A 14,518-nucleotide genomic window follows, 5' to 3' on the forward strand; every position below is an offset into this window, starting at 1 on the left:
CCGAGCGTTCGGCCCTCAAGCGGCCGCTGCCGAGACCTCGATCGATGCGGACTGCTCTTCCCAGGCAATGGTTTGTGCGTTTTGAAAATCTTCAACGCGTCCGATATCCAGCCAAAGCCCATCATGTTTGTAGACGTGCACATTCGTGCCGTTTTGCATCATCTGCAGCATGAGGTCGTCGAATCCGAAGGCGATACCGTCAGGTATAAAACGGAAAACATCTGGGTTCATGCAATATATACCCATGCTTACCAGATGAGATAGAGTCGGTTTTTCACGAAATACTTTAACAGTATTGTCGATCTCGTCGATGACGCCGAAGTCCATCTTGATGACGCGGGAAGCGGTGGCTATGGTGACTGGATCCGTGTGAGTCCGGTGTGATGCCACAAACCGGCTGAGACTGAGATCGGTAAGTACGTCCCCATTGAGAACAATGAACGGCTCGTCCAGTTCCTCCCTGATCAGGGAGAGCGGGCCGATAGTGCCGAGAGGTTCCAGCTCCTGGGTATAGCGTATCCTTAGATTCCACTGTGATCCGTCTCCGCATACGGTGCGGATCAAGTGCCCCAGATAGCCGGTCGTGACGTAGACTTCCTGAATGCCGTTCCGTCGCAGCCACTTCAAAAGCAATTCAAGAACCGGTCGAGCACCGATCGGCATGAGAGGCTTGGGCAAGATGGATGTGAAAGGCCGAAGGCGTGTTCCCATTCCACCGCACTGAATGACCGCTTTCATCTCGTCCTCCTATTGATACGACTGTCGCGGTGTGATGGGTCCAGCCCACCGGCCGGAAGGTACGCCAGTGTTGGTTTCGCCTCTCCGGGTGCAGCGATGGTAAGTGGCGCCCGAGAAGGCGTCGTCGTGCATTTGAATGGCACTTTCCCGGCGTTTTGATTTCAATATTCCAGCCGGCAGGGCATGGGCGCGGCAGGGCGGTCAATCAGAGCTGGGAGCTGTAGCCGCTCGATTGGCAACTGCTGTGCGCATGTCCGGCGCCGGTAACGACCTTCTCGGAAGGGCATCGCTACCGTTCGTACGAAAAAAACACTTTGCTATCTGGCCCTGAAATGTGTGCGATTGTAAGCTATATTAGCAGGTTGAAATGTGCGGATGGGCGGCGACGAGCGTCGACATACGGGGGATCAGCGGGCGGCTGATCTGTGTTGGGTCACCGTACAGTCCATCCAAAGGGAGGGTTCGGCAGCTAGGGACACATGCGGGCTGCCAAAAGGTGGGTGGTTCATGTATCGTATTATCATCGCCGATGATCACGGCTTGTATCGTCGTGGGCTGCGACTGGCATTGATGGCCGGCATTCCAGACTTGGAAATATTCGAAGCGGCGTGTTTTGATACCGTCATAAGCCTGCTTGAAGATCAGGCGCCCGTTGATCTCGCCGTCATCGACCTGAACATGCCAGGACTGTCCGGCCAGGACGATCTTCGCGACGTCTTACCGGCTCATCCCGACACACGGTTTGCAATTGTTTCAGGGACCGATTCACGCGCCGAGATTCTAACTGCCCTCTCGATTGGACTTCATGGCTATATCGTAAAGTCCCAAACGGACGAGGAGGTGGTCCTGGCGGTGAAGGAAATCCTGGCCGGCCGTATTTACGTTCCGGCACTTCTTTCACAAAGGTCCAAGGAGCCGGTACGCCTTCCATCCGAGGCTCCCACGCGAATGCCCCACAGGACCACCAGCGTCAACAATCTGGGCAGGCTTACGTCCAGACAGAAGGAAGTCCTCAGGTTGATGGCCGAAGGTTACTCGAACAAAGAGATTGCCCGCTCTCTTGAAATTGCAGAAGCGACGACGAAGATTCATGCCGCCGCCGTCCTGCGCGAACTTGGGGCACGAAATCGGACAGAGGCCGCGGTTCTGCTGAAGACATGGGCCGCCAGAGACGTCAACTAGCGCCGATTGCTTTTGGCGGCAGCCGGACCGAATATTTCAGTCCGTGAGCCAGCATCTCAAGCTTGGAAGAGTGACCCACGATAGGCTCACCGTCGGCTCCAATGATCAACGACCCAAAACCGCGCCGAGCCGAGGTGGAGACCCGGCGCTCTCCCGATTCCGACCATTCAAACACGATGTCGGCGCCGGGCTCCTGGGCTGTGAATTGCCACATGACCTCGATCCGGCCTGCCGGAGTGCCGAGAGCCCCATGCTTCACGGAATTGGTCGTAAGCTCGTGAACGATCATTGCGAAGCTCTCAGCCGAACCCTCTGCGATTTTTACTTCGGGCCCACTGATCGAGATGTTGTGCGTCCCCATGTAGGGCTGCAATTCCTGAACGATGAGGTCGCGCAAGGACGCCGACAGGTTGCCATCGCGTGAAAGAAGCAGATGCGTCGCCTGGAGTGCGCCGATTTTTTGGATCAGTGTCTGCTTATAGCGGGCGATATCGTTGTCGGGGGCACTAACCATATTCACAAGCGCCGTGATCACCGGAAACAGATTGTTGAGCCTGTGGCGCTGTTCAAGCATGGCCCGCTCTCGCTTCTTCGCCGCAGCCCGCAGCAGAATGGTTATGCGCCGATCGGTGACATCCGCGGCGACTCCTATTCGCTGTGCACGACCATCGCGCAATTCGTCCCGTCCGCGAAGAGCAATCCAGCGGATATGTCCGCCAGCTCGCCTGATGCGGATCTCCGCGTCATAGTTGGCGCCGGATGCAAGCTCTCCCGGGGCCGTCAAATTAGGCAAGTCGGCTGGATGAACGACCGCAGCCAGTTCCTGCAGCGGACGGCTCGGCGCGGGTGCCAGTCCCATCATTTCCCAGAACGCGGCCGAGCCGTTCACGGATCCGCTCTCGAAGTCTATGCGCCATGTTCCCAACCGGCTGGACGACAGCGCCAGGTCCAACCATTCCTTCTGAGCCCGGAGTGCCTCGCGGGCGGTTCGCTCTCCCGATATGTCGTCCACCATTACAAAGATGCTTTGAGGGAGAGCATCAGCTGGCACGGCCAAAGACAGCGCCAATCTTGTCCACAAAACCGTGCCGTCCTTTCTCAGGAGACGGATCTCCGAGCCGAACGAAGTCGTGTCTTTGAGGCGAGTCAATGCTTCCGCCAAAGTGTGGTTGTCGTCAGGATGGACGAGTGCCCTGACTGGCAAACTAGAAAGCTCCTCCTCGGCATACCCTGTCATCTCACAAAGACGTTTGTTGGATCGTTGCAACTCTCCGTTCTCGCTCATATTGGCAAAGCCGATAGCGGCACGTTCAAATGCCCAGCGATAACTGTTTTCGGTCGCCTCCAAGGCCACGAGTCTAGCCTCTGCAACCCGCAAAAGGGTGCGGTAGTCCTGCCTCTGCCGGTGGAAAGTCAGGGCGATCATCCCCCCTGCAACCAGCAGCAGGATGGCCCTAATCCAAACGTCGACGTCGGTTGGATTGTGAAGGACATCCCGCGCCAACAAGCCGACAGTCACCATCACAAACGTTGCCGCAAGGGCAATCAGGCGATCTTCGAGATATGAGATGGCAATAATGGTGGGAACAAACTCAAAAAAGCCGATGTCGTATGCCATGGAGGCGGGCAGCGCTGTCTCGACCGCAAGTGTCGCGACCAGGAGCGACATCGAGGCAAGGTGGGTTAGCAACTTGCCTGAGCTGTTCGGATGCAAACTGAGCGAATGCAAACGCATGTGCCAGACTATAACCTTCTGACTAGTCCGTCGAGATTAGACCGAAAAGCGTACAGACTAGTCCGACCGCAGGATTGTTCCCCGGGATTGTAGCGCGCATTTTGTCCGTTGTCGGGGGCGGATCGGACCGCAACTCTCCAAGCGACCTGACTGACATGTTTAAGGCACCTCCTGACAGGGAGGCGTTGCCGTTTTGCGGGAGGTAAGAAAATGGCACTGGTTGGTAGGCAGCATGATGGAATTCTTGGTCGCCAATATGGAAGTTTCGGGGGAAAGCCCGTCTCGGCCTTGAGAACGCAGGGTGGCCATAGTTCCGCCTGGCACCAAGCACCACAAAGGTTCGACGGCGTGGCTGTCGAGCCAAAGCAGAGCAGCCTTGCATCTGTTGTGAGAATGCTTGATCGCATCGGGTGTGGCTATCTGATCCTGAACAGCGACAGGAAGGTCATGGAGTGGAATTCAGCCGCTCAAAACACCTTGGAGCGCGAGGGCGAGGCAGCTGATACGGCCGGCAAGGTGTCGGTTGCTCTGAGGCGGCTGATCGCAAACGTGCCGGGGAATTTTCTTCCTGGCACGCTTTCATGGGTGGTGATCCGCGGTATGGGCGACAGGCCCTTGATTTTGAACGAGAAGGGCATAGCAACGCCTGACGCGACGAGTATCGTGGCGCTGCTGGATCGTGAAAACAGGTCCGGGCCAAATCCCCAGACGCTGCAAAGAATGTTTGGTCTGACGAGTGCCGAAACGCAGCTCGCGCTGCGCTTGGCGCAGGGCGATGCCCCTTTGGAGATAGCCCGCAAGCGGCGCTTGAGCCGGACCACGATAAGGTCACAGCTGGCGTCGCTCTTCGCCAAGACCGAAACACGGCGCCAGGCGGAACTGGTAGCTCTTCTTGGGCGCATATGCGTCTTGCCGTGAGGTAACGGCCGTACCATGCGCGCGCGCAACAGGCTTGTGCGCGCGCAATCTGTTGCCGGCGTGCTTGTCCGCCAGCCTCACCCTACCGCCGTCGTGTGCGCACCCGGCCCAATCTTGGGCGGATTGCAAACACGTGGTTAAGCACGTGCCAGCCCGCCACCTTCATGACGGAAGGCCGGAAGATCTGAATCCCGTCCAGGAACGTGGTCAACCAGGACTGCTGGTGGAACCTCATGGGAATACGAGCAACCCGCAATGCCCGCAGCAATGTCTCGGGAGGCGGGAGATGGTTGCGGTCCTTGATGAGATTCCAGTTAAGCTGTTTGACGGCGAGGGTCACTTCGTCGACCTCGCGGAAACTCTTTGACGTTGTAATGCTTGGATGGTTCGTTGCATCGTAAAAGGTAAGCGGATCGCTTATCGCCACCATGTCCCCATGGCTGGCTAGATCCACGAAGAACAGTTGATCCACTCCGGCCGGAATCTCTTTGTGCGTGCGCATCAAGCAGCCGGCACGAATGACGTCGCTGTTGATCAACAATGTGGATGGAATAATCCCCAGGCAGCGTGTCGCGCGCACCAGATAGAGGTCCATCAGGCACTGCTGGCTGGAATAAAGCGAGATCGGTTCCTGCTGCTTGGGGACTTGGCGAAATCGCACTCGCTTGTCCTCGATTATGTTTGCGGCTGACGTCATGAAGGCGACTGAGGGGTACTGTTTGGCAATTTCGGCGAATGTCCTGAGTGCACCTGGCGCAAGCCAGTCATCGTCATGTAGCAACTTGATCCATCGTCCGGAGCAAGCCAGCATAGCGTTGTTGGTGTTCTCCACCTGACCGCGACCTCGACTGTTTTCGATGATGCGGATGCGAGGTTCGCTCCGTGCGTAGTCGGTCACGATAGCCCAGGTCTCGCCCTCCGGCCCCTCGTCGTCGCTCACGACCAACTCCCAATCGGAGTAATCCTGGCCCAAGACGCTGTCGATCGCCCTGCGGATCGTATCCGGTCGACGAAAGGTTGGTATCCCGACCGAGATAAAAGGGCGTGACCACGAGAGATCGGCCCGGTCATGCTGGGTGACCGCAACTGCCGCTTGAAGGTTGTCAACCGACGACGAATTCATGGTGTTTTTTCCTCGAGACATTCATGTTGGATGCACGTTGCAGCGCCTGCTGGTTGAGGGTCGTGGGTCAACAGATACAGTGATGCTGCCATTTTCAGAGCGAAACCCGACGCGCCGCCGGCGGCCATGAAATAGATGACGGTGACTGGCTGCCAGCCCGCCTGGGCGCCGGCGAGCAGCGGGCCAAACACGAGAACCGCCCGTGCGAGGTCGATGACCAGTCTTGTTCCTTGCCGCCGTAACAGAGCGGGAACGTCGCTGAGCGGAGTCGACAACGCCTGTGCCACGCCCATCAGCGCCAGTGCGGTCATGATTTCCGCAGTGGGCATCCAAGGCTCGCCCAGAAGCGGAACGACCACATAGGGCGCGGCGAGGCCGAGCAGCAAGATCGGCACCGCGGTAAAGGCGGCGGCCAGCAGGAGAAGCCCGCGCGCCACACCAAGCAGGTGTCCACGATTGCTGTTCCGGTTTGCTTCGGCGACAAAAACATTGCTGAGCGGTGTGGCGATCAGCGTCACCGGACCGGTGACCAGCCGCGCGGCCACGCCCAAATATCCGGCAAATGCGGTGCCGAACAGCCCGCCGACAAGGACTGCTGGAAGATTGTTGATTGCTATGCTCGCGAGCGTTGCGGGAATATCGAACAGAGGAAATTTGTATTCCCGCCGAGCCTTTTCCAATACCGCACGCCAAGGTGCCCAGGCGATGCCACGCAAATCCTCCCAACTCATCACCCGATAGCCGATCACCCCGATGAAGACGAACTGGCTTAAAATATGGGCATGGATCATCGCTTCACCGCCGAGTTCGGCGATGCCGAAAGCCAATTGCAGTGCAGCCATGCTCGCCGGCAGGATCAGGCGCCCGAGAGCAAAATCGCGCAAAAGCCCGGCACGCAGACTCCAGCAGTTCATGGCTTCGACCAGACCTGCGCCTCCCATTCCAATCGGAATGAGCCAGGCGAGCGAGCCGAGGCGATTGGGAGCAAGGTTCGACAGCATCTGTCCGGCCGAAAAGGCCAGGACGGTCGTCACGAACACAGCCAAGAGAATAAGCTTGACCGTCACATAGGCCTGCGCGTTCCCCTTGACCCCATAGAGCGAAGCCTCGAAGCGCAATGCCGCGACCCCGGCGAGTATGTTCACGATCGACAGATAAATCGTAAAGATGCCGAAATCGGCCGGCGAATAGAGCCGCGCCAAAACCGGGATTGCGGCAAGAAGGGTGAGCTGGCCGACAATCGCCATTGCCGACACTCCGCTTGCTGCACGAATGATCGAGCCGATCGGGCTCGGCCGAACAACGATGATGGCTGTGCCTGCCGCAGGAACCGTCTTGGGTCTCAGAAGGTCGCTTGGTGCCATCGGTTCGCGCTTCCGAGGGAGGCAAATATCGGGGATTGCCGCAGCCTACGATGCACACCGGACCTTGCCATCATTCACCTGAATGACGCGCTCTGCTGACAGGCTGCACCGTGAATCGTCCTGGCCGCTCCCTGGATGAACCGCCCCAGGATCGTCCGTAGCCCAAGGACGAGCCTGTGGCCGTCATGCTATTTGCTCGCGCAAGAGGTCAGCGCTGTCCTCGAGCCGATATCCGGCATGTTTTTTCAGATTCACTCGCGTGAGGACACTGCCAACAGGTATCGCAAGAGAACCGTTGCCCTGAAGGAGTTCCAGCACCCCGCGAGCGAGGGTGCGTGGCGTTTTCCTCCACCGGATGGCGAAAAGAACCACGTCCGCCCATCCTGGCAGAAATTTGGCTTCCGGCTGCCCCAGCGCCGACGGCAGGTTTATGATCACGATGCGATAGGTCGCGTGCAGATCCGCCATCACTTTGCCTCCGTCCTCGCATGATAGCAGCGCCAGCAGGTCGTCCGACGGAGCGGCGGTCATTACGTCGATCCCGATTTCATGCAGCCTGGCAACGGCACCTTCCAGGTCGCAGCGATTGCAAACATAGTCAGCGAAGGAATGGCGGTTCTTGCGTTCGCTGAACTGGTGCAGGAACTCGAGCGTGAGCTGAACGCCCTTGCGTTCAAGATCGACCAACAGAACTCGACCGCCCAGTCGCGTGCCGGCGAGCGCCAGGCTCCACGCGAGCTCGGTCCCGCCATCCTGCGGCACGCTGGAGGTGACAAGCGCCGTGTACGACGAACGAGCCCTTAGCGCATTTGGTGCCGCCGCAATCAGCAACGACGTCACGGCGCGGCTATATGCGGACCTGCGCTCCCCCAGCACGAGGTTTCGCAGTTGTTTGGCATGCATTCCGCCTGCTTCGGGAATCTGCCCCACACATGGAACCTTGAGCACCGCTTCTGCCTCGGCCTCGCCACGGAAAGTCCGGTCAAAATGATTGCGCATCGTGACGTACATCGCCCCCAGAATGGCGAATAAGATCATCCCAGGGGGAACAAGGAAGATGGCTGGCAAGGTCTGCGGGATAGTCGACGGCCAAGCAGCGGACAGGATGGAAATTCCAGCTGAGGGAACTCCGATACGCCGCGTCAAATCCTGTTGTCGACCAAGGAGTTCGTTATATCGCTGGGTCAGCAGGCTGACCTGCGGCTCGAGAGCCCGCAAACCGGAAAGCCGGCTGGCGGTGTCGGCCATGACCGCATCCAGGATGTTCTTTCGGCTTTCAAGAGCGGCGATCTGTGCACGGAAAATGTTTGCATCGGCAGCAATCTTGTCGACGCCTTGTTCGATCTTGCTTTGCATCGTGGCTCTGAGTTCCTGGTCTGCCGGCGCGAGAGCCTGTCGAGCCGCAAGGTCGGCAAGTTCAGGCGCGCCAATAGCTTCGGCCAAGGCGGTGAGAGAGGCCCCATGCTCTCGAAGCCCCTGGACGTATCGAAGCCGAGATTCCACAGCGGCGAGGTCCGCCTTTGACATCGACAATTGCTGGCTGAGGTCGGCCCGTTCCCTGGCTGCATTGTCAGCCGAGCCTTGGTCGATGGCTCCGTGGCTCAGCCGATATTTCTCAAGGCGGTCTGCCGCTGCCTGCAGATCATTTTGCAGCCCGGGCAAACTGGCGGTGATCGCATCGAGCTCTTGCTGGTCGGATGCCTGCCTTTTTTTCGCTAGGGAGTCGACATAAACCTGAGCGAATGTGTTGGCCACGAGCGCCGCCCGCGCGGGGCTGTCATCGGCAAAAGCGACGGAGATTACTCTCGATCGCAGCTCCTGCCCGACCCGCATGCCTCGCCGCAAATCTCTCAACTCGGAGGCATCCTCGGCTTGTGGACCGTTGGCTGCCTGGTCCGCCCCTGGCCACAGCCAGTCCAGTAGACCGCCGGCAAGTGAGCGTGTCCTTGGGGGAGGGGTGGCAGACGGTTCAAGCCGGGAATTCCTGCTCGCGGAATTGTCCTGTCCGGTTTCCGCCGCACCTGTCTTGCGCAGTGCCGCCATGACGCGGCGCAGGTGATCTTGCGACGATAACATCGTGATGTGGTCATCTATGCTTGAATCAACGAGGTCCTGCGAAGACGGGGCGCCGACGGGCAGTGAACCGCGCGAGGGGGCGTCGACGATAAGCTGGGTTGTTGACTCGTAGAGAACTGGTCGAAGGCTTCCCAGCAACCCCGCCAACAAGCCGCCCAACACAGCGAAGGCAACAATAGACCATTTTCTCCTTGCCAGAATCACGAAGAGTTGGCGCGACGCGGTGGGCGGCTCGACATACTCACGCAATGACCGCACGGGCACTCTGCCTTCGAGAACCGGTGCTGGTAGTTGATTGACCCGTGGCAGCTGGATCGGGCTGATTGCGGAACCTACCATCTTACACTCCTGCCAGGTCGCGTTCATGAGTTGGGCCGGTTTGCTGTGCTTGCCGATTGGCCTTGCTCCGCCAGGCCTGGAACATCAACGCGGACCACAATTCGCGCGAGCGGTTATGGCCATCAATGTGATCGCGCCAGCAGGCGTCGATCTTCGCGGTGTCCAATACGTCACTGCTTTCGGTTCGCATGTCGGCGAGAAGATCGGTGGCCCAGTTGCGCAGCGGACCCCGCAGCCATGCAGCGATAGGGACATCGAAGCCTTGTTTCGGACGCTCGATCAGGTGCTGCGGGAGATAGCGGCGTAGCAATTGGCGAAGGATCCATTTGCCGGCGCCATCACGAACTTTCATGTTGGATGGCAGCCGCCAGGAGAATTCGACAACGCGGTGGTCAAGCAGAGGACACCGACCCTCAAGGCTGTTGGCCATGGTGGCACGGTCCAGCTTCACCAAGATATCGCCAGGCAAGTAGCCCGCCATGTCATCGTACAGAAGACGGGAGAGCAGGTCGTCAAGCGGCGGACCGCCGTAGCCGTGGGTTGGTTCGGTCGGCCGCTGATATCCAAGGTTTTCAGCTTGTGGCCGCGCCAGCCGCTGAAACAATTCGTCTTCGTTCGATGCCGTGAGCAGCCGGGCGAGGCGTTCCATTCGGTCGCTCCGGATAAAATGCCTCGCGCTCGCAGAGAGCGGCAGTTTGCCAACGGCATCGTCACGTCCGGCGCGTGCGAAAAACCCTGCCCCTGCCGCCAAGGTTCGGCGCAGTTGTCGGGGCAGGCGCAGGTGCCGTTTCAGCCGCTCCGCCATAAAGTGGCGGCCGTATCCTGCGAAGCATTCGTCACCACCGTCGCCCGACAGCGCTACGGTGACGTGCTGACGAGCGAGCCTGGCAACGAGCAAGGTCGGTATTTGTGATTCATCGGCGAAGGGTTCATCCCAGACCTGGGGCAACTCGGGAATGACGTCACGTGCGGCGCTTGGCGAGAGGTGAAGTTCGGAGTGGTCGGTACCCAGATGACGGGCAACGGCCGCTGCGTATGGAGCTTCATCAAAGCCGCCCTCTCCGAACGAGATCGTGAAGCTGCGAACCGGCTTGCAGGATTGGGCCTGCATCAAGGCGATCACGGCTGAGCTGTCGATCCCGCCCGACAGGAAGCCGCCCAGAGGCACGTCGGCGATCATACGTTCCCGCACAGCCAGCCGAAGCCGGTTGTCCAGTTCGTCAACCAGATCTTCGTCGGTGCCGATGGCGGGATTCCGTCGCCCATCGGCAGCGACGGCAGCCAGCGACCACCAGCGGTGAACGCATCGGGAAAGACGGTCCGCGCTGCGGTCTTCGGCAAAATTCGCCGCCGTGACGGAAAGGACAGAACCAGGCGGCAGTTTGAACACGCTTCGCCAGATACAGCGATGGTCCGGCACCCATCCCGTCGAAAGCATTGCCGCGGCGGCATCAAGATCAAGGTCGGGAGAAAAGCCCGGAAAGCAATTGATCGCCTTCAGCTCAGACGCGAAAACCAGCGCATCTCGGGTCGATGCGACATAGAGGGGCTTTTTGCCCATTCTGTCGCGGGCCAGATGCAGGGTTCTTGTCTTGAGATCCCACAATGCGAAGACGAACATACCGGCAAAGCGATTGAGGGCGGCCTCAAGCCCCCAATGCTCGATTGCGCAGAGCATCACTTCGGTGTCGCTAGCACCTTGAAAGGTTTGGCCCGCACACTCGAGTTCGCTACGCAAATCGCGAAAATTGTATATCTCACCGTTGAAGGTGATCACGTACCGACCGCTGGCGGAATGCATCGGCTGGTGCCCGGCGGCTGACAGGTCGACAATTGCCAACCGCCTGTGGCCCAGTGCGATTCCAGCTTCGCGGTCGATCCAGAGCCCCTCGCCATCCGGCCCCCGGTGACGCAGCGATGCAGTCATCCGCCCGATCGCTCCAAGCGGCTTTATGTCCAGAGCGTCCGAAGCCAATAGAATTCCCGCGATCCCACACATTAGGCCACCCTCGGTTCAGCAAGCTGCCGCCGAAGTGCGGTCGGATTTCCGGCAACGAGGCAGAAAGCCAGCGAAAACCACACGATCGGGTGGCGGATGATCAGGTGAGGCATGCTGAAGATTATCGTCGATCCCCCGAGCACCAGCAGGGCGTCGAATCCCGCTCGCCAGGCGGAGGACATGGCGGCGCCCACGATCCAGACCAACGCCATCACGGCAAGCAATCCGCCCTGCAGGTAAAGGTCGAGAACGGTGTTATGCGCCTCGAAAGGTCGCTGTAGAAATTGACGGTCGGCCACGGGAGGCCGCTCGAGGTGGGGGCCAGGGCCCAGTCCCAGGGACCCGGATTTCAATCCTTTTTCCACAGCCTCCTGCCACAGATAAAGCCGGAGTTCGAACGTTTCGACGGTCGCTTCCCCGCCTTCGTCTTTGGTAAGGCTCTTCGCAAAATTGGCGACGCTGGTCTCTTCGGTGAGCGCGTACGGCGTCATTGCAAGCGCTAGAGGGAAGGAGCCTGCCAACAGCATAATTGCCGCCAGGCGGGGCATGCTGGCGCGGCCGCTCGTTGCTATCCATGCACGAAGCCGCAATCCGATGAAGATGAGGCAGCTCAGGATGCTGGTATAGAGATAGGTGTCGCTCTTCGTCAGTCGGCCGACATAGAACGTCAGGAGCAGGCATGAGAATGCTAGCAAACGAGCCCATGGGTTGCGCGTGGTCGTGGCAAGATGCAAAGCCAGCGGGCCAAAGAGCGCGCAATAGAGCGCGAGTTGGTTCGGGTTCTCTGACCAGCCGCGGAACCGGTCCCAATACCAGGGATCGACGCCGGATTGGTGGATCGCACCATAAGCCAAGCCAAGCTGTATCACAAAGGCTCCATTGGCAAACGCGACCACGTACCATGCGCTGCGGCGCAGATGCCGATCGGCGTCCGGCTCCGCCGCGGCCAGGCACGTAAAGCTTGCCAGCAACACATATGCCATAATGTCATGTACAAACCCGGTCAGATAAAGAACGGTGGTCAGGTAACCGACGATCGTGCCGATCCCCAAAGCGAGCGACAGGAGCAGCCAGAAGCTCGCCAGTTGGACAAAAGCGGGTGTGAGCTGGAGACGACCGCCAGCGAGTATTCGTCCAATCGCCAGCACGATCCAGATCGCGATGAACAATTCGCCATAGCCGAGCGGCAATCCCGGAACGCCTAGTTGCGTCGCATAGGACATAGCAACCCCCAGGGCGAGCAAGGCGTCCCGGATCATTGATGTGCCCCGCCTCGGTGATTTGCGAGGCCGCCTCCAAGCCCAACGGCAGGGAGCGGTCGCATGTGCCCCGCGCGGAGTGTGTTGTCGTAAAGGTCGCAGTACTGGTCGACCACCAGCGGCAGGGCAAATCGCTTCCGGACAAGTTCAACAGAACGGGCGCCCATCGCCTTGGCCGCCGCGCGGTCGGACAGCAAGTCTATTGTTCGCGAGGCGAGGGCATCGGCATCATGCGGCGCAACCAGGTAGCCGTTCCATCCGTCTTCGACGACGTCGCTGCAGCCTGGCATCCTTGAGGCCACGATGGGCAGTCCCGCCAGCCCCGCCTCCAGCAATACACGCGGAACCCCTTCGCGATACTGAGTGGGAAAGGCGAATACATCGGCCATGCCAAGGAGGTCGGCGACATCGCGTCGTGGACCCAAGGCCAGCACATGAGGTGCATGCCGATCGAGTTCCGACTTGTCGATTGCGAATGAGCCTTCGGATTCTCGTGGGCCGACGAGCACAAACCGTGCCGAGGGCCTTGCGGACAGAATGCGAGGGACCGCCTTGAGAAGGGTCGCCACGCCTTTCTGGCGCGTCAAACGGCCGACGAAGATCACCACTTCGGCGGACTGAAGGCCGAGGTCCTTTCGCATCTTCGTTGCTGAGGACCCGAGATGGCGCACCGTTGCGAACGCGCCGACATCGATTCCGGAACTGCGTATCAGTCGCGAACTTCCGCGACCGATCAGCCGAAAGCGCTCGAAGAACAGTTGGTCGTCGCTATTTTGGAATACGGTCGCTGCCGTCCAGGAAGACGCAAGCCATTGCAGTGCGCAATAGACCGGACGCAAGGCCAGGGCTCGAGGCTCCAGCGATGAGAACGTCCATCCCAGTCCGTTGATGGTGCGAATGACCGGAACAGTTCCCCGTACCGAAAGGGGCGTTAACAGATTTGGCTTGGTGTCGAAGCTCTGGATGATGTCAGGCTGAAGCTCCTGCATCAAGCGGCGCATCGTTCCGAGAGTGCGCCATTCCCCGCCTCCGCTTGCAAAGCGGTCGAAGGAGAACCTGTGATGCGAAATGTCATGCCGTAAAAACGGTACGGGAGAACCGCTCGAGACCGCCGTAACGCGAAAGCCTTTCTCTCGCAACGCGATGAGGAAGGGAACTCTCAAGGCGTGATCCTCGCCTCCCACGCAGACCAGGTGCGGGTTCATCTGCCTCTCCCAAGCGCACATGGCCGATTGGCTCTCGATGCTGCCATGGCCCGGTTTAATCACCTCTGAGCGCATGCCGCCCGAGTGCACGCTAGGGGGACACCAGGTGCCTGTCCTCGTCCGTTTGAATGACACCAGTGATGTTTGGAAGGGTGGCGACCAGCGAGGCGAGATTCCCTCGCGATTGCCGGAGCGTTCATGTGACTCGTGTCTTGCGGGATGAGCGCGGTGCTTGCCTGAGCCGGTACGGGTGGCCGGTCTGCATCACCTTGGTTGTCCAAGGTTTTCGAGTGTCCAATTGCGGCGGCGCGGTGCCTGAGCTCCGCGGTTCGCTGATGGCAAAAAATCTTTGTGGTTGCGCTGGGCCGTCAAGCCGGCCCTCGGCCTGCGTCGCCCGGTCTTCAGGACGGAACCCGCACGTCAGCTGTTGGTCCACACATCCGGAACATCTGTCGGGGGGGCGCGGCCGCGCGGGCCCCGCAGAGAGGACGGGGGGATGTGGGGGGGGGTTGGGAGGGACGAATAAACAAAGGCGTCGAGCTACGAGAGCGAGGCGTGGCGGGGAAGGGGATGTTGGTTG

At 59.6% G+C, this 14,518-nt stretch carries 10 protein-coding genes; 2 read left to right on the forward strand and 8 right to left on the reverse strand.

The window, feature by feature from the left end; translation table 11 throughout:
- Positions 1-15 precede the first annotated feature (15 nt).
- Entirely contained in the window at positions 16-738 is a 723-nt protein-coding gene (locus NKJ04_RS15385; protein WP_023808950.1) for a nucleotidyltransferase family protein, read from the reverse strand.
- A 507-nt stretch (positions 739-1,245) separates the two neighbouring features.
- On the opposite strand from NKJ04_RS15385, the gene NKJ04_RS15390 reads away from it, so the two are divergent.
- Positions 1,246-1,920 carry a LuxR C-terminal-related transcriptional regulator gene (locus tag NKJ04_RS15390; protein ID WP_023808949.1) on the forward strand — a complete coding sequence of 225 codons (675 nt, stop codon included), beginning with the start codon at positions 1,246-1,248 and terminating at the stop codon, positions 1,918-1,920.
- On the opposite strand, the gene NKJ04_RS15395 is transcribed toward NKJ04_RS15390, so the two are convergent.
- A complete protein-coding gene (locus NKJ04_RS15395) occupies positions 1,913-3,655 on the reverse strand; it encodes a PAS domain-containing protein (RefSeq protein WP_023808948.1) in 1,743 nt (580 codons plus the stop codon). The two genes, NKJ04_RS15390 and NKJ04_RS15395, sit on opposite strands and share 8 nt — an antisense overlap.
- Before the next feature lie 210 nt (positions 3,656-3,865).
- Between NKJ04_RS15395 and NKJ04_RS15400 the strand changes: the two genes are divergently transcribed.
- Positions 3,866-4,573: a helix-turn-helix transcriptional regulator gene (locus NKJ04_RS15400; protein ID WP_031212340.1), complete on the forward strand. Its 708-nt coding sequence runs from the start codon at positions 3,866-3,868 to the stop codon at positions 4,571-4,573.
- Between the two features lie 82 nt (positions 4,574-4,655).
- On the opposite strand, the gene NKJ04_RS15405 is transcribed toward NKJ04_RS15400, so the two are convergent.
- From NKJ04_RS15405 to NKJ04_RS15430, 6 genes are all read right to left on the reverse strand, one after another.
- Complete coding sequence (locus tag NKJ04_RS15405; protein WP_023808946.1) at positions 4,656-5,696, reverse strand: glycosyltransferase family 2 protein; 1,041 nt, start codon at positions 5,694-5,696, stop codon at positions 4,656-4,658.
- Positions 5,693-7,060 carry an oligosaccharide flippase family protein gene (locus NKJ04_RS15410; RefSeq protein WP_352676097.1) on the reverse strand — a complete coding sequence of 456 codons (1,368 nt, stop codon included), beginning with the start codon at positions 7,058-7,060 and terminating at the stop codon, positions 5,693-5,695. Before NKJ04_RS15410 ends, NKJ04_RS15405 begins: the two co-directional genes overlap by 4 nt.
- 183 nt (positions 7,061-7,243) lie before the next feature.
- Positions 7,244-9,475 (reverse strand): GumC family protein, encoded by a 2,232-nt coding sequence (locus NKJ04_RS15415; protein ID WP_352676100.1) that lies wholly within the window; start codon positions 9,473-9,475, stop codon positions 7,244-7,246.
- Position 9,476: 1 nt separating this feature from the next.
- Positions 9,477-11,474 carry an asparagine synthase (glutamine-hydrolyzing) gene (gene asnB / locus NKJ04_RS15420; RefSeq protein ID WP_352440667.1) on the reverse strand — a complete coding sequence of 666 codons (1,998 nt, stop codon included), beginning with the start codon at positions 11,472-11,474 and terminating at the stop codon, positions 9,477-9,479.
- The gene (locus NKJ04_RS15425; protein WP_352440666.1) at positions 11,474-12,733 is read right to left on the reverse strand and encodes an O-antigen ligase family protein; all 1,260 of its coding nucleotides are present in this window, start codon (positions 12,731-12,733) and stop codon (positions 11,474-11,476) included. Before NKJ04_RS15425 ends, asnB begins: the two co-directional genes overlap by 1 nt.
- The gene (locus NKJ04_RS15430; RefSeq protein ID WP_128302536.1) at positions 12,730-13,938 is read right to left on the reverse strand and encodes a glycosyltransferase family 4 protein; all 1,209 of its coding nucleotides are present in this window, start codon (positions 13,936-13,938) and stop codon (positions 12,730-12,732) included. The genes NKJ04_RS15425 and NKJ04_RS15430 overlap by 4 nt, the downstream gene beginning before the upstream one ends.
- Between the last annotated feature and the right edge of the window lie 580 nt (positions 13,939-14,518).

The organism is Mesorhizobium sp. M0618, assembly GCF_040320765.1.
Taxonomy (GTDB): Bacteria; Pseudomonadota; Alphaproteobacteria; order Rhizobiales; family Rhizobiaceae; genus Mesorhizobium.

What these genes read in the sequence shown, in the direction of transcription:
- NKJ04_RS15385 (WP_023808950.1), bottom strand. Translation starts at nt 738, where the DNA reads ATGAAAGCGGTCATTCAGTGCGGTGGAATGGGAACACGCCTTCGGCCT.
- NKJ04_RS15390 (WP_023808949.1), top strand. Translation starts at nt 1,246, where the DNA reads ATGTATCGTATTATCATCGCCGATGATCACGGCTTGTATCGTCGTGGG.
- NKJ04_RS15395 (WP_023808948.1), bottom strand. Translation starts at nt 3,655, where the DNA reads ATGCGTTTGCATTCGCTCAGTTTGCATCCGAACAGCTCAGGCAAGTTG.
- NKJ04_RS15400 (WP_031212340.1), top strand. Translation starts at nt 3,866, where the DNA reads ATGGCACTGGTTGGTAGGCAGCATGATGGAATTCTTGGTCGCCAATAT.
- NKJ04_RS15405 (WP_023808946.1), bottom strand. Translation starts at nt 5,696, where the DNA reads ATGAATTCGTCGTCGGTTGACAACCTTCAAGCGGCAGTTGCGGTCACC.
- NKJ04_RS15410 (WP_352676097.1), bottom strand. Translation starts at nt 7,060, where the DNA reads ATGGCACCAAGCGACCTTCTGAGACCCAAGACGGTTCCTGCGGCAGGC.
- NKJ04_RS15415 (WP_352676100.1), bottom strand. Translation starts at nt 9,475, where the DNA reads ATGGTAGGTTCCGCAATCAGCCCGATCCAGCTGCCACGGGTCAATCAA.
- asnB (WP_352440667.1), bottom strand. Translation starts at nt 11,474, where the DNA reads ATGTGTGGGATCGCGGGAATTCTATTGGCTTCGGACGCTCTGGACATA.
- NKJ04_RS15425 (WP_352440666.1), bottom strand. Translation starts at nt 12,733, where the DNA reads ATGATCCGGGACGCCTTGCTCGCCCTGGGGGTTGCTATGTCCTATGCG.
- NKJ04_RS15430 (WP_128302536.1), bottom strand. Translation starts at nt 13,938, where the DNA reads ATGAACCCGCACCTGGTCTGCGTGGGAGGCGAGGATCACGCCTTGAGA.